The following is an 18,492-nucleotide window of genomic DNA, read 5'->3' as shown; positions in this document are numbered from 1 at the left end:
TTTGTTCACATATCGATGGCACTTATTTCGCGATCGCTATAGGTTGAACCATGCAAAATACGATTCGCATCGTCGGTATTGATCCTGGACTTCGCCGCACCGGCTGGGGAATCATCGACACGCTGGGCAATTCCCTGCGGTTTGTCGCATCTGGAACAGTGACTTCCGACGGCGACATGGACCTTGCCTCCCGCCTTTGCCAATTGCACGACGGCCTGGCGGAGATCGTCCACAGCTATAAGCCGGATGAGGCCGCCGTCGAACAGACCTTCGTCAACAAGGATGCGGTGGCGACCCTGAAGCTTGGCCAGGCCCGCGGCATTGCCATGCTGGTGCCGGCGCGCGCCGGGCTGCCGGTCTCCGAATATGCCCCGAACGCCGTGAAGAAGGCCGTCATCGGCGTCGGCCACGGCGAAAAGCAGCAGATCCACATGATGTTGAAGATTCTGATGCCGAAGGTCGAATTCAAGGGCAACGACGCCGCCGACGCCCTGGCGATCGCCATCTGCCATGCGCATAATCGCGGCAGCAACCGCATGCGACAGGCGCTGGCCGGATAGCTTGTTCTTGACTTGTTCCATTGGTAAGGATAATTCTTACTCTGAAGGAGCAACAAGATGCGTGTTACGTCCAAAGGGCAGGTCACTATTCCTCGCGATCTCAGGGAACTTGTCGGTATCGAGGCCAATAGCGAGGTCATTTTCTCGATAGAGGGCGGCAAGCTCGTTCTCTCGCCGAAGAACGGCAAGCAGGAGATCGAGGATCGGGGCCGCCTGGATCGTTTCATACAGACGATCCGTCGTCTCGAGGGCACTGGCGATCAGGAGATCGATGCCGAAGACCTTATGTCGATGACCCGTGATCGCTGATGGCCACACTTGTCGACACGAACATACTTGTCGATCTGGCCGTAGTCGGTTCGGACTGGCACGGGTGGTCGCGTCGAAAGATGCTTGACGTCTTCAAAGACGGACCTGTCCTCATAAACCCGATCATCTATTCCGAATTTTCCGTTCGGTACGACGACGTGGACGAAGTCGATCGACTGCTGCCGCAGGATGAATTCCGCCGCGAGAACCTGCCTTGGCCGGCTGCATTCGCCGCTGCTGCGGCCTTCCGGCTTTACCGTCGCGCCGGCGGTGGGCGCGAACGGATATTGCCCGATTTCTTCATCGGCGCGCATGCGGCGATAAGGGGCTACAGAATTTTGACCCGCGATCCCAGCGGATACCGCTCCTATTTCCCCTCCGTTGACCTTATAACCCCCGAAACGCATCCTTGAGAGACCGCGACCCATGATCGGCAAGCTGAAAGGCACCATAGACGAGATCGGCGAAGACTATGTGCTCGTCGATGTGCACGGCGTCTGCTACGTCGCCCATTGCTCGGCCCGCACCCTGTCCAAGCTCGGCTCAGCCGGCGAGGCGTGCGTGCTGTTCATCGAAACCTATGTGCGCGAGGACCAGCTAAGGCTCTTCGGCTTCATGACCGCGCTGGAGCGGGAATGGTTCAACCTGCTCCAGAGCGTTCAGGGCGTCGGCGCCAAGGTGGCGCTCGCCGTGCTCTCGACGCTGACACCAGGCGAACTCGCCAATGCGATTGCCCTGCAGGATCGCGCCGCCGTCTCGCGTGCGCCGGGCGTCGGTCCGAAAGTGGCGATGCGTCTCGTCACCGAGCTCAAGAACCGGGCGCCGGCCTTTGCCGGCGAAGCGATCAATATCGCCCTCAAGCAGGAACTCGGCGAAGGGGTCGCGGCCGCCCCGGTCGCCGACGCGGTATCTGCGCTGACCAACCTCGGCTATTCCCGCGACCAGGCGGCGAACGCGATTGCCACGGCAATGAAGACGGCAGGCGACGGCGCCGACAGTGCCAAGCTGATCAGGCTGGGATTGAAGGAGCTAGCGCGATAGAGTAGGATGAAATGTCATTTTTCTGCCGATTGACAAATTTTCCGACTAACGCACATAGATAGGACTGCTGATCCATGCGGGGAGAATTTACCCTTTCACCGAAAGGCCAGATAACGTTTCCGAAAGAGTTGCGGGACACGCTCGGCCTTCAGCCTGGCGATCAGCTTGTTTTCTCGATGATCGACGGAGAAGTCGTGATTACACCGAAATCGATCAACTTCAATGATCTTGCAGGCCTTCTGGGATCGCCTCCAAATGGTCGTGCTTCCCTGGAAGAGATCGACGCTACCGTCACCGACGCTGCGGGCAGCGATGTCGTCAACGAAGCCACGCGATCGAAATCGGATGTAGCGGCATGATTGCCTATGGCTTGGATACAAACGTCCTGCTGAGGCTCATCGTCGACGATGATCCGGAGCAAAGGGCGGCCGCCCTGAAATTCGGTGAAGGCATCGGCAGGGATTATCGTGGATTTCTCTCGCTTCTGAACCTCTTGGAACTGGATTGGGCGCTGCGCGCACGGTTCGGCTTCAAGAAAAAGGACGTTGTCGAGGCAATCGGCAAGTTGACACGCGTCAGGGGATTGGACATCGAGAACCAGACCCTCGTTATCAAGGCCCTGAGGGCCGTGGAAACGCGAAACGCCGATTTTGCCGATGCCTTGATCGGCTACCGCGCCGCGGATGAGGGATGCCCGGCGACCAAGACATTTGACCGGCACGCGTTCAAGACCGTGCCAGGTATGGAGCTTCTTTCATGAGCGAATCCGCCCGCCTGATATCGCCGGAAAAGCGGGGCGAAGACCTTGATATCACGTTGCGCCCGCAATCGCTGGATGAGTTCACCGGCCAGGCGGAAGCGCGCGCCAATCTCAAGGTCTTTATCGAGGCGGCGAAAAACCGCGGCGAAGCGCTGGACCATGTGCTCTTCGTCGGTCCGCCCGGCCTCGGCAAGACGACGCTGGCGCAGATCATGGCCAAAGAACTCGGCGTCAACTTTCGCTCGACGTCGGGCCCGGTGATCGCCAAGGCCGGCGATCTCGCTGCCCTGCTGACCAATCTCGAGGAGCGCGACGTGCTCTTCATCGACGAAATCCATCGGCTCAATCCCGCCGTCGAGGAAATCCTCTATCCGGCCATGGAAGATTTCCAGCTTGACCTCATCATCGGGGAAGGCCCTGCCGCTCGCTCGGTGAAGATCGACCTGTCGAAATTCACGCTGGTGGCGGCCACCACCCGCCTCGGCCTGTTGACGACGCCGCTGCGCGACCGGTTTGGCATTCCGGTGCGCCTGAGCTTCTACACCGTCGAGGAGCTGGAACTGATCGTGCGCCGTGGCGCCCGGCTGATGAACCTGCCGATCACCGAGGAAGGCGCCCGCGAGATCGCAAGACGCGCCCGCGGCACCCCGCGCATCGCCGGCCGGCTGCTGCGGCGCGTGCGCGACTTCGCCGAGGTGGCAAGGGCGGAAGCCGTCACCCGCGAAATCGCCGACGAGGCGCTGACCCGCCTGCTGGTCGACAATGTCGGCTTCGACCAGCTCGACAAACGTTACCTCAACATGATCGCCATCAATTTCGGCGGCGGCCCGGTCGGCATCGAAACCATCGCCGCCGGCCTTTCCGAGCCGCGCGACGCGATCGAGGACATCATCGAGCCCTACATGATCCAGCAGGGTTTCATTCAGCGCACACCACGCGGCCGTGTTCTGACCGCAATCGCGTGGAAACATCTGGGAATGCAACCGCCCAAGGATATGGAGGCTGCACAGTTCCGGCTGTTCCAGGAGGACAACTGAGTGATCACCCGCCGCGGATTTTTCAAGGTTCTGGGCGGCGGTGTCGCAGGCGTTATGTCGCTCGGTGGTTACGCCTTCGCCTATGAACCGCTCGCGCGGCTTGCCATCACCCGCTACCAGCTGACGCCGCCCGGATGGACGCCGGGGCTCAAGCTCCGCGTCGTTGCGCTCGCCGATCTCCATGCCTGCGAACCCTGGATGTCGGCAAGCCGCATTGCCGCGATCTGCCACAGGGCGAATGAACTGGAGGGCGACGTCACCGTCCTGCTCGGCGATTATGCCGCCGGCATGAACATGGTGACGCAGTACGTGCATTCGAGCCAATGGTCGAAGGCGCTCGCCACTTTGCAGGCCCCTCTCGGCGTCCATGCGGTCATGGGCAACCATGATTGGTGGGAGGACAGGACCGCCCAGAAGAACGGCGGGATGGAGACATTCGGACACCGAGCCCTCGCCGACGTCGGCATCCCGGTCTATGGCAACCGCGCCGTTCGGCTCGAAAAAGATGGCCGCGGCTTTTGGCTCGCAGGCCTCGAAGATCAGCTGGCGCTGCTGCCGGGCCGGAAGTGGGGCCGCACGCATATGCTCGGCCTCGATGATCTCGAGGGAACGATGGCTCAGGTTACGGACGATGCGCCCGTCATCCTGCTCGCCCATGAGCCCGATATCTTTCCGCGCGTGCCCGAACGTGTCTCGCTGACGCTTTCGGGCCACACGCATGGCGGACAGATCCGCCTCCTCGGCCGTTCGCCGATCGTCCCCTCGCGTTACGGCAACCGCTATGCCTATGGCCATATGGCCGAGGAGGGGCGTAATATCATCGTGTCCGGTGGCCTCGGCTGCTCCATTGCACCGGTCCGCTTCGGCGTGCCGCCGGAAATTGTCGTGATCGATCTTGGATAAGAATGGCATGGCCAAGCGCACTCTCATCCGCCTGAATGCGGGCGCTGAGCGTTTCAACTATCGCATCGCCGGCCTCGGCTTTCGCGACGGCCACGTGCTCGTCCATCGCGCCGTGCATGAGCCCTTCTGGACCTTTCCAGGCGGCAGGGCGGAAATCGGCGAGACGTCGGAGGAAACGCTCAAACGGGAGATGGTGGAGGAACTGGGCGTTGAGGTGACCGTCCATCGGCTGTTGTGGATTGTCGAGAATTTTTTCCGCTACGAACGGCGCGACTGGCATGAACTCGGTCTCTATTACCTGATGGACCTCCCGCCGGAATTCCCCTTTTTGTCCGGCGAGATCATCCATCGGGTCGAGGACGGCGACAACCATCTCGAGTTCAAATGGGTGCCGGCAACGCGTAGTGCCCTGACCGCACTCGACATCCCGCCCTATTTCATCGCCGATCAAATCGAGGCCCTACCCGTTGCGCCACGTCATCTCGTCTGGCGGGACGGCGATCTCGACGGCAAAGACTGATGCAAGCAGTTGAAAATGTTACAGCGTCCTTGCGCGCCTCAAAAGGCGCCCGGGCGCTGTAGCCAAAAGCGCTTAAAGAGGAGATGCGCCAATGCCGACCTTCGATCCTGTCAGGCCATTCCGCAAACTTGCCTATAACAACGCCCTTGCCAACCGCCGGCTGCTGCAGGCCTGCGCGACATTGAAGCCTGGAGAATTCGAAGCGCCACGCACCAGCTTCTTCCCCTCGATCAAGGAAACCTTGAACCATATCATCACGGTCGACTGGTTCTATGTCGACGGCCTGGAAGGCGGCACGCTCGGGCTCAAGGCCTTCGAGATCGACGAACCATTCGATGACGTCTCCTCGCTGGCGCAAGCGCAGGCGAAGGTCGATCAGCGCCTGGTGGCGCTTTGCGAGGCCCTGACGCCGGACAGGCTCGCCTCGACCGTCAGCCTCCATCGCGGCGCCCGCATCCAGCAGGAGCGGATGGAGGACGTGCTCGGGCATCTCTTCCAGCATCAGACCCATCATCGCGGCCAGGTGCATGCGATGCTCTCTGGCACCAGCGTCGCTCCGCCACAGCTCGATGAATTCATCGTTGCCGACGATGCACGGTTTCGCGGCAACGAACTCGCCGACCTCGGCTGGAGCGAAGAGAGGCTGATGCGCTGACGTCATGACAAAGCGCGCTTAGCGCGTCCTATCGGACGCGCGACGCTTTAATTCTGCAGCCGCCTCCTCAACCCGTCGATGATCGTCTTGGTAAGAAGGTCGTAATTCTCGTCGAAATGATGGTCGCCGGGCAGTTCGATCACTTCGGCGCCGCTCTCCTTCACCGCCGGACAGGCGACATCGTCATCGTCGTCCTTGCCGTAGATGCACTGCACGAGCTTCGGATCGATGTTCTTCAGATCGCTGACGGGATCGCCTCCGGCCCCATCCGTTTTCTGGCCGAGCCAACCGAGAACGGAAATGACGTAGTCGACTTCGTGTGACAGCGACAGCAGCGACAATTGCACCACCGCCGACTTTTCAGCCGGCTTGAGGAGCTGATAGGTGGCCGGCACGACATCGGCGCCGAAGGAATAGCCGACGAGCAGCACATGCTTCACCTTCCACTGCTTGCGGTAGAAATCGATGATCTTCGAAAGATCGGCGGCGGTCTCCTCCGGCTTACGCTCCGACCAGAAATAGTGAAGCGAATCGACGCCGACGACCGGAATGCCTTCCTTCTGCAGCGTGCCGCCGACCTCCTTGTCGATGTCGCGCCAACCGCCGTCGCCGGAATAGATCACCGCCATCGTATCGAAGGCCGGCGTTGTCTCGAGCACCGCCAGCGGCAGGCCGAGCGGATTGCCGAAGGCGCCGGAGGCGGTGACGAGATCGTCGAGCGTATCGGCAAATACCGTCTGCGCATCGTCGGTGGATTCGCGGATCTCGATCTCGGCATGGGCCTTCTTCAGCGCTTCGGCATGCGCCCTGCCATCCTTGTCGGCATTGGGCGTAAAGACGGCGACGATCGGATCCGGCAGAGCGCCGTCGCTGAGGCCATACATGGTGCGTTGGCCGACGACCTGCTTGGAAGCCGGCGTGCAAAGTCCCTGGGCGAGTGGAATGCCGGCCTTCGGATCGACAGCAAGCGTCTGGCCGATCGTCGCATCCGGCGTCTGCGCGGCAATCGCCAGCGCTAAGGCCCCGCCCTCGCCGATGCCGGCGACGATCGGCAGGTGATAGGCACTGTTGCCGGTCGCGCGCTGCACCTGCTGGCTCAGCGATTCGATGTCCGAGACCATGTAGACGCAGCCGTCATTGAGGCTGACGTCGTACCGGTTGAGCGCCTGGATATAGGAGGGGAAGTCGACGCCGATGACGACGGCGCCTTCGGCGACCAGCCTGTCGGCTTCGGCCTTCTCATAGTCGCCCCAGCCGGCCGCATCCGAGATCAGCATCACCGTGCCCTTCACCTCCCCTTCCGGCAGGAAGATGTGCGGCGACGGGATGAGCCCGGCTTCGAAGCTCTGTGTGGTCTCTTCGGCAGCATCAGCCGGTGCGGCCGCGAGCATGCAGGCGCATGCCGTGGCAAGAAGGATTGTCCTGATCATTTTCTCACTACCCCTTTCAATCCGCCCCCGATCAGAAATGTCGCGTCCATCAACGCGATCATCGGATTGCCCCCTCCGGAGACCGCAAGATAGCGCGGTTGCCAGTGCGGATGAAACTTGGATTTGAATGCCCGAAGGCCTTTGAAGTTATAGAAGCGCTCGCCGTGTTCGAAAACGGTGCTGCCGATGCGGTCCCAGACGGGCGCCGCCTCGCGTTTCGACATGCCGGAGAGAGGCGCCATGCCGAGATTGAAGTGGGTGAAACCCTGCCCTCGCAGATATTCCATGATCTGCACGAAGAGAAAGTCCATCGAGCCCTTCGGCGCATCCGGCGAGAAGCGCATGAGATCGATCGTGCCCTCCTGTCTGGATTCGGTCACGAGGATATTGGCGAAGGCGACGATCCTGCCGTCCTTTTTCAGGATGCCGACCGGCTGCGAGGAGACGTAATCGGCATCGAAGGCGCCGAGAGAAAAGCCCTTTTCCTTGGCATTGTGATGCTCGAGCCAGGCCGTGGAAACGGCGGAAAGGTCATCGATGACCGAGCGCACGTCTTCAGGTTCGACGACGGCGAATTCCAGCCCGTCGCGCTGGGCGCGGCTCGCCGTCTGGCGAAGGTTCGCCCATTTGCCGCCCTTCATCTCGAAGGTCCTGAGATCGGCCACCGCCAGTTCGCCGAGCTTGAAGGCGCGCAAGCCGGCATCGGCGCAATGCGACAGCAGCGCCGGCGATATCTGGTAGAACACGGCCCGGCAGCCGGCGGCGCGCGCCGCTTCGACGAAACGCCAGACGAGTTCCTGCACGGCGTGATGGTCGCCGACCGGATCGAACAGCGCGATCCAGGAGCGGCCCTGCCGGCCATACATGATGAAAGCGTCGCCGTTTTCCGAGAACATGATGCTCTTGTCGCCCATGCGCACCAGATTGGCGTCGGCATTACCCTGCTTCATGACGATCTCGACGGCACGCGCCAGGGCCTCGTCCGTCGCCTGCTCCGGCCGGAAGCTCGCCGGCCGGAGCAGGCTGAAGACGGCGATCGCCGACGAGATGATGGTGATTCCGAGAACGGCGCGTAAGCCCCGCGGCGCCTCGGCGGTAAATTCGAACTGCCACCAGAGCTGGTTGCTGTATTCGACGTCGCGATAGACGAAGAGCAGGATGACGACGGCGCCGACGACGATCACAGCGATCGCCATCAGCCAGGACGCCGTCAGCGCCTGGTTGAGCAGCGAGGCCTGGCGGGTAAAGAGCCGGCGGCTGACGAAGAGCCCGAAGATGAGGAAGGCGAGAAACGCGGCTTCGACAAGCGCGATCGCCTTCAACAGCGACAAAGTCAAGGCGGCAAGCGCCGAGAACACGGCCACCCACCAGGCGCCGTCGAGCCGCTGGCCGAGGCCGCGGGCGGCGACGACGAGTGCCAGCCCCAGCAGGCTGGAGAGGAAATGCGCCCCTTCGACCATCGGCAGTGGCAGATAGTTGGAGAGGAATTCGAGGTTCTGGTCCGGCGTCGGCGTGACGCTCGAAAACACCAGCATGACGCCGAGCAGCAGCGCGAGAGCCGACAGCAGCTGCGGCATCAGCCGTCCGCCGATGCGCCGCATGCTGGAGGCGGCCGGATGGTCGACGAAACGACGCAGCTCCGCCGCCGAGACCGCGAGCACCGCGATCAGCAGCGGCAGCACATGGTAAACCAGCCGGTAGAGCACCAGTGATCCGAGCACCGCATCGATGTTCACCGCGCTGCCGAGCGACGCGATGATCACGGTCTCGAACACGCCGAGGCCGGCCGGAACGTGACTGAGCACGCCGAGACCGACGGCGATCGCATAGACGGCGAGGAAGACCGGCCAGCCGATGGCCGTCTGCGGCAGCAGCACATAGAGTACTGATGCCGAGGCTGCGATATCGAAGGCTGTGACGAGGAACTGCCGCGACCAGGTACGCGAATCCGGCAGGCGGATTGCCACGGGCCCGAGATCGAGCACGCGCCCATCGCGGCCGATGATCATCACCGCGCCCAGAATGGCGACGATCGAACCGGCGATCAGCCGCAGAAGGAAGGGGCTCACGCCGACGAGCGGGCCGATCTCATCGGCGATGACGATGAGGGCGATCGCCGCGACGCCCGCAAGACCCAATCCGAAGGACAGCGTGACGAAGGCGATGATGCGGCCGATATCCTCCGGCGAGAGCCCGAGGCGCGTATAGGCGCGGTAGCGGATGGCACCCCCCGAAAGCGCGCCGAAACCGGCGGTATTGCCGACGGCATAGGCACTGAACGCCGTCAGCGCCACATGCGGAAAGGGCAGCTTCTTGCCGATATATTCTATGGCGTTGAGATCGTAGAAGATCAGCGCGAGGAAACTGAGCGCCGTGAAGAACAACGCAAGCAGGATCGCGCTCGGCCTGGTCGCGGCCAGCGCACCGACGACGTCGTCATAGCGCACCTCGTTGGTGAGCTGCATGATCGCGTAACCGACGAGGCAGAAAACCACCAGTGACGCGGCTGCCAGCAGCGGAGTTCTGTACCGTCTGAATAGCCCGCCAAAAGAAAATCCGCCCGATTCTTCCATATTTTCCAAATTGCCATGACCCGACATCTCGTACCTGTCGCAACTGCTAGCGTGGCGGGAATCATTTTTGAAAGGCGTAACATAGGAGGCATGGAAGCTCTATGAAGCCATGCCGCCGCTACCCGCCCCGCCCGTTGCGCCTCAATTATCCTCAATTGGGGCGAATTTGCGCAGGCGGGCGTCACGGTGCATTGCATTTTTGTAAGCTTCGAAAGAACTTGGCCCTGCGATGGGATTTGAGATCCGGGAGAACAATTCGATATGCAGGATGGTCCGGCCTTCATAATGCTTGTCCTCGGCCGCCTGCTGCTAGGCGGCCTCTATGTCGCTGGCGGCATTCATCATTTTTTCGTCATCGTGCCGCTGACCGAGGCGATCGAAGCCCGCGGCATTCCTTTCGCGAAATGGGTGCTGCTCTCGGGCAGCCTGTTCCAGATCGCGGCCGGCCTCCTGTTGATGCTGGGGCTTTTCGTCACGGCAGCGGCATTCGGTCTCATCATCTTCACGCTGGCCGCCACCGTCATGCTGCTGAACTTCTGGGATATGCAGGGAACGGCGCGCGACAGCGCAATCAATACCTGGAAAACCAACATGGCGATCATTGGCGGCCTGCTGATCGCAGCCGCCGGCGCGATGTGAGGGTTTACGCCGCCGGCTCGCTGCCCGCCCGTGCATGCGCGGCATAGCGCCCCACGGCAGCATCGACCTCCGCGTCGCGATCGCCCGCCACCTGCACGGTCGGCACGGCGAATTCGATGCCGTTTTCCTGGAAGGCATTGCGGATCATCGCCAGCGCATTGCGGCGGATGACGAATTGCTCGCCGGGTTTCGTCATCATCGACTGAATTATCGCCCAGCCGAAAGTGAAAGAAGACGAAGTCGCACAGCGCCGGTACCAGAACAATGCGACCGTCGGCCCGGGCATGATCGCAGCGGTGATACCTGCCGTTCTTCCTCCACCCTCGGCAGCCCGATGAGATCGACGACCAGCACGCCGCCGAAGCAGATCGTAAAGCGCCGGACGAGGAGCGCAACGACGCAGACGATCGCGATGCTCTGGCTGAGCGGTGGCCAGCTGAGGCTGAGAAGTGTCAGTACCGTTGCCGCCGCGAAGATCAATGCCGGGATGAGGCGCGGCGCGAGATGCAAGCCCGCCATCTGCGCCGCCTGACGGCCTCGGCTATGACGGCGCGCGCTACGGCGCCACGCGTCTTTTCGAGAGCCGCAGGGCGCTGTAGCACTTTCATTGGTTCAGGATTTCGCGGCTGGCTTTTCCACGTGGCCGCCGAAGCCCGCGCGCATCGCCGACAGCACCTTGTTGGCGAATTCGTCATTGTCGCGCGAGGAGAAGCGACCGTAGAGCGCAGCGCTCAGCACCGGCGTCGGCACGCTCTCGTCGATTGCCGCCATGATCGTCCAGCGGCCTTCGCCGCTGTCCGAGACGCGGCCGGCATATTTCGAAAGTGCGGGATCGGCATGCAGCGCATCGGCCGTGAGATCGAGCAGCCAGGAGGTGATGACGCTGCCGCGGCGCCAGACTTCGGCGACATCCTGCAGGTTGAAATCATACTGGAAATGTTCCGGATGGGCGAGCGGCGCAGTCTCCGCATCGGCCACGTGCGAGGCAGCGCCGATATTGGCGTGTTTCAGAATATTGATACCTTCGGCATAGGCAGCCATCAGGCCGTATTCGATGCCGTTATGTACCATCTTGACGAAATGTCCGGCGCCATGTGGACCGCAATGCAGGTAACCCTGCTCCGCAGTGCTGGCAGCAGCCGCTTCGGCGCTCCGGTTCGGCGAGGCTTCCGTCTTGCCGACGCCGGGCGCCAGCGTCGCGAAGATCGGGGAAAGGTGTTCGACGATGCCTTTCTCGCCGCCGATCATCAGGCAATAACCGCGCTCGAGGCCAAAGACGCCGCCGCTTGTGCCGACATCGACATAGTGGATGCCCTTGGTGATGAGGTCGGCGCCGCGGCGGATGTCGTCATGATAATAGGAGTTTCCACCGTCGATGACGATATCGCCATTCTCAAGCAGCGGCACCAGGCTCGCCAGTACCTTGTCGACGATCGCTGCCGGCAGCATCAGCCAGATCGCGCGCGGATGGGCGAGCTTCGAGACGAACTCCTCGAGCGAGGCACTGCCGGTCGCGCCGAGGCCTGCGAGCGCGGCAACGCTTTCCGGTCTGGCGTCGTAGACGACGCATTCGTGACCGCCTCGCATCAAGCGCTGGACCATATAATTGCCCATGCGGCCCAAACCAACCATGCCAAGCTGCATAATGAATCTCCTGGAAACCGAAATGAAGTATCGAATCCGGAAATTAGCACCCGCAGTGTGACAGGCAAGCGAAGTCTCGGTGATATTGGCGAATGCGACGATTGCGCCGCCGATCTTCTTGACACCGCCGCACGCGTTCAAACATCAGGCGCGCTGGCCGGCTCACCCTTCATTTCGCTTAGGAACATGCCTTCGCGCAGATTGATGCCGTATTCGACGAAAGCCTTCATGCAGCAAAGCATCTGCGTCCAGCCTTCGCAGTTGAGATAGGTGCCGCGCCGGCCGGCCTCGTCCTCGCGCCAGCCGGTCTCGGCGATGGTCACCAGCGTGCCGCCATCTTCCAGCGGCTTGAAGTTCATCTCCACCAGCGTCTTATAGGTCGTCTTGTCTTCGCCGGTGCCGCCATCCCAGCGCAGCACGATGCGGCTTTCCGGCACGAGTTCGACGACCTCGACCGGCGCATCCTTCCACCAAGTCACCGTCGTGCCCATCACGAGCGGTGCGCTCGCTCCGCCGATCGTGGTGAAATAGCTGCTGAGCTTCGTTGGGTTGACGACAGCATCGAACACCTCTGCAACGGGGCGGCCGACACGGCCCGAAACGCGGATTCCGAGAGACATGACACTTCTCCTCTTCTCCAGTGTGTCTGTTCCATTGTCCTTGGCGCCATTATGTTATAAAAATATAACATGTCAAGCGAATCAACCGACGACCCAGTCTTCAAGGCGCTGGCGCATCATCGCCGCCGCGAAATCCTCGATCTGCTCAAGGATGCCCCCCGAACCACAGGGACCCTTTGCGAGATGTTTCCGCAGATGGACCGCTGCACGGTAATGCAGCATCTGAAGGTTCTGGAGGAGGCCGACTTGGTCATCGCCAGGAAGGAAGGCCGCGAGCGCTGGAACCACCTGAACAGCCTGCCGATCAAGCACATCTATGACCGCTGGATCAGCGCCTATGCCGGCCATTCCCTGTCGATTCTCGACCGGCTGAAAGGCGACCTCGAGGGCCAGCCCGAATAATGATCCGGCCGCCCAACAGCTTGCTGCCCGGCCGGCCGAAGCCTTATGCTGGCCAAAACATCATGGGATCAGGCAGATGACGATATCGGGGACCGGCATACGCCGCATGCGGCTGCTGCGCAGCATGAAGCAGGGACACCTCGCCGAACTCCTCGGCGTCAACCAGGCGACGGTCTCGCGCTGGGAGCGCGACCAGCTCGCCCTCTCGCCCGAACAGGCAATCAAGCTGGAACGGATTTTCGCCTCACCGCGACATACGGCAGTCGATGCGGCGCTAAAGCGGCTGGTCGAGGATTCCGTCCGGCCGGTGCATCTGATCTGCGACCGCACCCACCGGCTGCTCTCCGCCTCTCGCCGGCGGCAGGCGGAGTGGCGGGCGCCGCTCGGCGCCTTTCTCGGCTGTTCTCTGTTCTCCTACGCCTCCGCCGAAATCGCCGCCGCCGAGCAGTCGCTCGAAGAGCGCGGCTGGCATGAGGGCAGGCTATCGTCGCTGACCCTCGATACCGGCGCCAACGGCAATGCGCTGCTGCCGATCGCCGCCGGCCGCGTCACCTGGGAACGGATCATGCTTTCCGACGGCAGCGCCGGCCGCCTTGTTACGACCATCTGCTGAGCCTCAAGCTTTCCTGCACGCCTATGCATAATTTATGCGTTGTCCGGAAACGTCAGTCTTTATAGCGTCCCCTGCCGAACGGTCAGGAGACGATGTGATGACGATATTGGTAACGGGAAGTGCTGGCCATCTCGGCGAGGCGCTGATGCGAACCTTGAGGGCCGAAAGCCGCTGGGTGCGCGGCATCGATATCAAGCCCTCGGCTTTCACCGACATGGTCGGCTCGATCAGTGATCGCGCCTTCGTCCGGCAGGCGATGTCTGGCATCAGCCACGTCATCCATGCCGCGACGCTGCACAAGCCGCATGTGGCAACCCACGACAATCGCGATTTCCTCGACACCAATATCGCCGGCACACTCAACCTGCTCGAAGAAGCGGCCGCCGCAGGCGTTGCAAGCTTCGTCTTCACCAGCACCACCAGCACCTTCGGCGCGGCATTGACGCCGGCTGCCGGCGAACCGGCGGCATGGGTGACCGAGGACGTGCTTCCCGTCGCGAAAAACATCTACGGCGTGACGAAACTCGCTGCCGAAGGTCTGTGCGAACTCTTCGCCCGCAAATCCGGCCTACCGGTGGTCATTCTCAGGACGTCGCGTTTCTTTCCTGAAAACGACGACGATCCTGACATTCGCAGCGGCTATTCGGCAGAGAACGCCCAGGCCAATGAGCTTCTTCACCGCCGCGTCGATATCGCCGACGTGGTCGGTGCCCATCTGCAGGCGCTCGAAAAGGCGCCGGCAATCGGCTTTGGCCGCTACATCATCTCCGCCACAACGCCGTTTTCGGCAAATGATCTTGCCGCGATCCGGCGCGATGCGCCTCACGTCGTCGAACGACTGTTCCCGGGTGCAGGCGCCCTTTACGCATCCCGCGGATGGGAGATGTTTCCTTCACTCGACCGTGTCTATGTCAACGAACGCGCAAGACGGGAACTCGGCTGGCAGCCGCGATATGATTTCCGTTTCGTGCTCGATTGCCTGCGCGACAACAGGGAGTGGCGAAGCCCTTTGGCGCTGAATGTCGGCTCCAAGGGCTACCACGATGAGGTCTTCGCCGAGGGGCCTTATCCAGTCGGATAGAGCAGTGAGGCTGATGGCACCATGTTCGTCAGCGACGAATACGGGCAAGCCGATCGCGCCGAAGGGCGTCGTCGATCCCTCGCTGACGCCGGCGACGCTGACGCCCTCATCGACCTCAACGACAAGGCCGATCTCGCCCGCTTCGGTCTGCGCAACGGCGCACCGAACGACCAGAACAATCTATCGGAAAAATGGGAAGCCATGGGTCTGGTGAGCGTTCTCGACCCGAACCTGCCGGACGACTACTTCCTGTTCGTCGCCAATGACAACGACTTCTTGACGCAGGATGGTTTCCAGGTGGGTGCAGCTTACAAGGCAGACGGCGGTGCCGACGTCGACACCATGTTCCAGGTCACCCTTCCAGGCCTGAAGAAATAGCGGACGTGCTGAAACGGACGAACGCGCGAGCCGACATTCGTCGTCATCGCGATGATAAAAGAAAAGGTGCGATCCACGACCACCGATGGATGTTTACGATCCTGGGTGCCTACAAACGTAGGTGGGCGCCGTGTGTCCAGGCCCACGGGCCTGGCCAGGGACAGCTCCCTTTGGATCGAGTATGGCCCCAGGGATTGTGGTTCCTGTCGAGAGGCGCAGACCGCATGGCGATATATAAGGTCGTTTGTGCTGACGCGCCAGTGGTGACGAAAGGCCACCCCTATTTATTTGGGATCAATTGAGTTCCGGGGCAGACCGGCCGTTCAGCTTGTCGGTGATGCCGCGAATGCGGCTCGACACTTCACTCAGCGCCGCCGCAAGATTTTCCTCGGTGCGGGCGGTCGCTGCAAGCACCGTATCGCGGTTGCCGCGCAGCGACTCGAGTTCGGATTCCAATCCAGCGACGCGGCGCGTGAGTTCGGAAATTTCATCCACAACCATGATGCCGGCCATGACGGTGATCCTGAGATCGCCGATTTCGCCGAACTGATCCTTGAGATGGCCGACATAGCCGTCGAAGCGGTTGGCGAGATCGGTCAGGTGATCCTCCTGCCCTTCTTCGCAGGCCATACGATAGGCCTTGCCGTCGATCGTTACCGTCACCTGCGCCATGCCAAACTCTCTCTCATCAGCGATCCAGAACTGCGCGGATCGTTTCCATCGCCGTCACCAGCCGCCGCGATACCTCGCGATTGACCTCTTCCAGCCGGTTGGCGCGGAATTCGGCCTGGTCGAGCTCCTGCGCCAGCCGCGAACGGTCGGCGTGCACACGCCGCACCTCGCCCTCGATCTCGCCCTGCTCGCGCTGCCGCTCGACGCGCATGTCGACGGCGTTTTCGAGGCTCGATATCGCCTGTCTCAATTCGTTGAGCGCTGCTTCCATGGTTTTGCCTGTGGGCATCATGTCTTTCCGATTCCCGCGCAGGATCCGCGAATCGGCACGCCGCGCCGATCCTGCGATTTCAAAAGGATATGCAGCTCGCCGACGGCCCGTCAATAAATCCTGTCACTTGCCCACCGGCCTATCCTGTGGATGAGCGTTTTACATAGGCTCGTCACAGCAGATTCGTCATTTGTACAATCGCGCGATCAAATGTCAAAAATCGCCGCTGCTTGCCCGGATTTGGCCTGCCATTTATTGACTTGCCCGTCCCAACTGCTATGTCTCTGCCGCTTTCACTCGATGGTCTTGGAGGCTCGAGGCCATCCCCCGACACCCGGAACTTGCGGAAAAGCCATGACCTCTCCCGAACAACACGACCGGATGGCGAATGCGATCCGTTTTCTCGCCATGGACGCCGTCGAAAAGGCGAACTCCGGCCACCCGGGCATGCCGATGGGCATGGCTGACGTGGCAACGGTCCTGTTCACCAAATATCTGCGCTTCGATCCCAAGAAGCCGCACTGGCCGAACCGCGATCGCTTCGTGCTGTCGGCCGGCCATGGCTCGATGCTGCTCTATTCGCTGCTGTATCTGACCGGCTACCCCGACATGACGGTCGAAGATCTGAAGCAGTTCCGTCAGGTCGGCTCGAAGACCGCCGGCCATCCGGAATATGGTCACGCGACCGGCATCGAAACGACGACCGGCCCGCTCGGCCAGGGCATTGCCAATGCCGTCGGCATGGCGATTGCCGAGCGCAAGCTGCGCGAGGAGTTCGGCTCCGATCTGCAGGACCACTACACCTATGTCATCAATGGCGACGGCTGCCTGATGGAAGGCATCAGCCATGAGGCGATCGCGCTTGCCGGCCACTTGAAGCTGAACAAGCTGATCCTGTTCTGGGACAACAATTCGATCACCATCGACGGCGCCGTCTCGCTGTCGGACTCGACTGACCAGATCGCCCGCTTCAAGGCCGTTCACTGGAACACCATCGAGATCGACGGTCACGATCAGGCCGCTATCGCTGACGCGATCGAAGCCGCCCACAAGTCCGACCGCCCGACCTTCATTGCCTGCAAGACCGTCATCGGCTTCGGCGCCCCGAACAAGCAGGGCACCCACAAGGTCCACGGCAACCCGCTCGGCGCCGAGGAAATCGCCGCCACCCGCAAGGCGCTGAACTGGGATTACGAGCCCTTCGTCATCCCCTCCGACGTCCTGGACGCATGGCGCGCGGCCGGCACCCGCTCTGACAATATCGTCAAGGCGTGGGAGGAAACCCTCGCCAAAGCCGCCGCCAAGGCCGAATTTACCCGCCGCATGGCAGGCGAGCTGCCGGAAGGCTTCGACGCCGCGATCAGCGCATATAAGAAGAAGCTCGCCGAGACCAAGCCGACGGTTGCGACCCGCAAGGCTTCGGAAGACGCGCTCGAGGTCATCAACGGCTTCCTGCCGGAAACGCTCGGCGGCTCCGCCGACCTGACGCCGTCGAACAACACCAAGACCAGCCAGATGCACTCGATCACGCCGACGGATTTCGCCGGTCGCTACGTGCATTGGGGCATCCGCGAGCATGGCATGGCGTCTGCCATGAACGGCATTGCGCTGCATGGCGGCCTCATCCCCTATAGCGGCGGCTTCCTGATCTTCTCGGACTATTGCCGCCCGCCGATCCGCCTTGCTTCGCTGATGGGCATCCGCGTCATTCACGTCCTGACGCATGACTCGATCGGCGTCGGCGAAGACGGCCCGACGCACCAGCCCGTCGAACAGCTCGCCGGTCTGCGAGCCATCCCAAACCTGATGGTCTTCCGTCCGGCCGACGCCACGGAAACGGCGGAATGCTGGCAAATCGCCATCAAAACGCACAACCGTCCTTCAGGCCTTGCTCTGACGCGCCAGAACCTGCTTGCAGCCCGCACCGAATACAGCGAAAAGAACCTGTGCGAACAGGGTGCTTACACGCTGGCCGGCAATGCCGACGCCAAGGTGACGATCTTCGCGTCCGGCTCCGAAGTCGAAATCGCCGTTGCAGCCCGTACGGCACTCGAAGCCAAGGGTGTCACCGTCCGCGTCGTATCGGTTCCCTGCACGGAACTCTTCTTCGAGCAGCCGGAAGCCTATCGCAGGGAGATCCTCGGCAACTCGCCGGTCAAGATCGCCGTCGAAGCCGCCGTTCGCGAAGGCTGGGATGCGTTCATCGGCCCGGAAGGCACCTTCATCGGCATGAAGAGCTTCGGCGCTTCCGGCCCGGTCAAGGACGTTTACAAGCATTTCGGCATCACCGCCGACGCCGTCGTTGCGGCCGCGGAAGCAAAGCTTTAATGAGGGCGCCTTGGGGCGCTCTCCATCTCCTCAATCCAGGCCCTCACTATCGGGCC

22 protein-coding genes, 1 other RNA gene and 2 pseudogenes are annotated in these 18,492 nt (G+C 61.8%); 16 read left to right on the top strand and 9 right to left on the bottom strand.

The genetic code is table 11. The features are described from left to right. Nucleotides 1-50 precede the first annotated feature (50 nt). The 10 genes from ruvC (at nucleotide 51) to OIU37_RS30540 (ending at nucleotide 5,785) form a co-directional block, all read left to right on the top strand. On the top strand, nucleotides 51-560 hold the full coding sequence (gene ruvC / locus OIU37_RS30585; protein WP_129419534.1) for a crossover junction endodeoxyribonuclease RuvC: 510 nt from the start codon (nucleotides 51-53) through the stop codon (nucleotides 558-560). Between the two features lie 57 nt (nucleotides 561-617). Further along, complete coding sequence (locus OIU37_RS30580) at nucleotides 618-869, top strand: AbrB/MazE/SpoVT family DNA-binding domain-containing protein (protein ID WP_017961997.1); 252 nt, start codon at nucleotides 618-620, stop codon at nucleotides 867-869. Beyond that, the gene (locus OIU37_RS30575; RefSeq protein WP_129419535.1) at nucleotides 869-1,282 is read left to right on the top strand and encodes a type II toxin-antitoxin system VapC family toxin; all 414 of its coding nucleotides are present in this window, start codon (nucleotides 869-871) and stop codon (nucleotides 1,280-1,282) included. Before OIU37_RS30580 ends, OIU37_RS30575 begins: the two co-directional genes overlap by 1 nt. A gap of 13 nt (nucleotides 1,283-1,295) precedes the next feature. Beyond that, entirely contained in the window at nucleotides 1,296-1,910 is a 615-nt protein-coding gene (gene ruvA / locus OIU37_RS30570) for a Holliday junction branch migration protein RuvA (RefSeq protein WP_129419536.1), read from the top strand. A 74-nt stretch (nucleotides 1,911-1,984) separates the two neighbouring features. Next, a complete protein-coding gene (locus OIU37_RS30565; RefSeq protein WP_064651256.1) occupies nucleotides 1,985-2,269 on the top strand; it encodes an AbrB/MazE/SpoVT family DNA-binding domain-containing protein in 285 nt (94 codons plus the stop codon). Beyond that, a complete protein-coding gene (locus OIU37_RS30560) occupies nucleotides 2,266-2,670 on the top strand; it encodes a PIN domain-containing protein (RefSeq protein ID WP_171605597.1) in 405 nt (134 codons plus the stop codon). Before OIU37_RS30565 ends, OIU37_RS30560 begins: the two co-directional genes overlap by 4 nt. After that, nucleotides 2,667-3,707 carry a Holliday junction branch migration DNA helicase RuvB gene (ruvB, locus tag OIU37_RS30555; protein WP_240604431.1) on the top strand — a complete coding sequence of 347 codons (1,041 nt, stop codon included), beginning with the start codon at nucleotides 2,667-2,669 and terminating at the stop codon, nucleotides 3,705-3,707. The genes OIU37_RS30560 and ruvB overlap by 4 nt, the downstream gene beginning before the upstream one ends. Further along, entirely contained in the window at nucleotides 3,708-4,610 is a 903-nt protein-coding gene (locus OIU37_RS30550; RefSeq protein WP_264259656.1) for a metallophosphoesterase, read from the top strand. Between the two features lie 7 nt (nucleotides 4,611-4,617). After that, nucleotides 4,618-5,130 carry an NUDIX hydrolase gene (locus tag OIU37_RS30545; RefSeq protein WP_264259655.1) on the top strand — a complete coding sequence of 171 codons (513 nt, stop codon included), beginning with the start codon at nucleotides 4,618-4,620 and terminating at the stop codon, nucleotides 5,128-5,130. A 91-nt stretch (nucleotides 5,131-5,221) separates the two neighbouring features. Next, entirely contained in the window at nucleotides 5,222-5,785 is a 564-nt protein-coding gene (locus OIU37_RS30540; RefSeq protein ID WP_264259653.1) for a DinB family protein, read from the top strand. A gap of 47 nt (nucleotides 5,786-5,832) precedes the next feature. Here OIU37_RS30540 and OIU37_RS30535 read toward each other — a convergent pair whose 3' ends face one another. Then, entirely contained in the window at nucleotides 5,833-7,215 is a 1,383-nt protein-coding gene (locus OIU37_RS30535; protein ID WP_264259651.1) for a virulence factor family protein, read from the bottom strand. Further along, the gene (gene mprF, locus OIU37_RS30530; RefSeq protein ID WP_264259648.1) at nucleotides 7,212-9,815 is read right to left on the bottom strand and encodes a bifunctional lysylphosphatidylglycerol flippase/synthetase MprF; all 2,604 of its coding nucleotides are present in this window, start codon (nucleotides 9,813-9,815) and stop codon (nucleotides 7,212-7,214) included. The genes OIU37_RS30535 and mprF overlap by 4 nt, the downstream gene beginning before the upstream one ends. 234 nt (nucleotides 9,816-10,049) lie before the next feature. Here mprF and OIU37_RS30525 point away from each other — a divergent pair, with 234 nt between their 5' ends. Then, nucleotides 10,050-10,427 carry a DoxX family membrane protein gene (locus OIU37_RS30525; RefSeq protein ID WP_182209263.1) on the top strand — a complete coding sequence of 126 codons (378 nt, stop codon included), beginning with the start codon at nucleotides 10,050-10,052 and terminating at the stop codon, nucleotides 10,425-10,427. Between the two features lie 4 nt (nucleotides 10,428-10,431). Here OIU37_RS30525 and OIU37_RS30520 read toward each other — a convergent pair whose 3' ends face one another. From OIU37_RS30520 to OIU37_RS30505, 4 genes and pseudogenes are all read right to left on the bottom strand, one after another. Beyond that, the gene (locus tag OIU37_RS30520; protein WP_264259712.1) at nucleotides 10,432-10,626 is read right to left on the bottom strand and encodes a hypothetical protein; all 195 of its coding nucleotides are present in this window, start codon (nucleotides 10,624-10,626) and stop codon (nucleotides 10,432-10,434) included. Continuing rightward, nucleotides 10,624-10,967: pseudogene (locus OIU37_RS30515) on the bottom strand (mechanosensitive ion channel protein); the annotation flags it as partial. The pseudogene OIU37_RS30515 and the gene OIU37_RS30520, both read right to left, overlap by 3 nt. 72 nt (nucleotides 10,968-11,039) lie before the next feature. After that, a complete protein-coding gene (gene gnd / locus OIU37_RS30510; protein WP_171605590.1) occupies nucleotides 11,040-12,071 on the bottom strand; it encodes a phosphogluconate dehydrogenase (NAD(+)-dependent, decarboxylating) in 1,032 nt (343 codons plus the stop codon). Nucleotides 12,072-12,208: 137 nt separating this feature from the next. Next, on the bottom strand, nucleotides 12,209-12,691 hold the full coding sequence (locus OIU37_RS30505) for an SRPBCC domain-containing protein (protein ID WP_171605589.1): 483 nt from the start codon (nucleotides 12,689-12,691) through the stop codon (nucleotides 12,209-12,211). A gap of 69 nt (nucleotides 12,692-12,760) precedes the next feature. Between OIU37_RS30505 and OIU37_RS30500 the strand changes: the two genes are divergently transcribed. The 4 genes and pseudogenes from OIU37_RS30500 to OIU37_RS30485 all read left to right on the top strand — a co-directional run. Beyond that, nucleotides 12,761-13,093 (top strand): helix-turn-helix transcriptional regulator, encoded by a 333-nt coding sequence (locus OIU37_RS30500; protein ID WP_171605588.1) that lies wholly within the window; start codon nucleotides 12,761-12,763, stop codon nucleotides 13,091-13,093. 76 nt (nucleotides 13,094-13,169) lie between these two features. Continuing rightward, complete coding sequence (locus OIU37_RS30495; protein ID WP_171605587.1) at nucleotides 13,170-13,706, top strand: helix-turn-helix transcriptional regulator; 537 nt, start codon at nucleotides 13,170-13,172, stop codon at nucleotides 13,704-13,706. A gap of 97 nt (nucleotides 13,707-13,803) precedes the next feature. Further along, nucleotides 13,804-14,787: an NAD(P)-dependent oxidoreductase gene (locus OIU37_RS30490; RefSeq protein ID WP_264259646.1), complete on the top strand. Its 984-nt coding sequence runs from the start codon at nucleotides 13,804-13,806 to the stop codon at nucleotides 14,785-14,787. Nucleotides 14,788-14,824: 37 nt separating this feature from the next. Beyond that, a pseudogene (locus tag OIU37_RS30485) lies at nucleotides 14,825-15,165 on the top strand (hypothetical protein); the annotation flags it as partial. Nucleotides 15,166-15,231: 66 nt separating this feature from the next. Here the strand turns inward: OIU37_RS30485 and ssrS are convergent. The 3 genes from ssrS to OIU37_RS30470 form a co-directional block, all read right to left on the bottom strand. Beyond that, nucleotides 15,232-15,390, bottom strand: a non-coding RNA gene (ssrS, locus tag OIU37_RS30480) — 6S RNA. A 69-nt stretch (nucleotides 15,391-15,459) separates the two neighbouring features. Then, nucleotides 15,460-15,837, bottom strand: coding sequence for a cell division protein ZapA (locus OIU37_RS30475; RefSeq protein WP_027668249.1), 378 nt, complete (start codon nucleotides 15,835-15,837; stop codon nucleotides 15,460-15,462). A gap of 16 nt (nucleotides 15,838-15,853) precedes the next feature. Next, nucleotides 15,854-16,129 (bottom strand): DUF4164 domain-containing protein, encoded by a 276-nt coding sequence (locus OIU37_RS30470; protein WP_012758879.1) that lies wholly within the window; start codon nucleotides 16,127-16,129, stop codon nucleotides 15,854-15,856. Nucleotides 16,130-16,462: 333 nt separating this feature from the next. Here OIU37_RS30470 and tkt point away from each other — a divergent pair, with 333 nt between their 5' ends. Continuing rightward, nucleotides 16,463-18,436, top strand: a complete 1,974-nt coding sequence (gene tkt, locus OIU37_RS30465; RefSeq protein WP_171605585.1) for a transketolase — start codon at nucleotides 16,463-16,465, stop codon at nucleotides 18,434-18,436. The last annotated feature ends 56 nt before the right edge of the window (nucleotides 18,437-18,492 follow it).

The organism is Rhizobium sp. BT-226 (assembly GCF_025847085.2).
Classification (GTDB): domain Bacteria; phylum Pseudomonadota; class Alphaproteobacteria; order Rhizobiales; family Rhizobiaceae; genus Rhizobium; species Rhizobium sophorae.
This window is presented reverse-complemented; position numbering and strand designations above follow the sequence as displayed.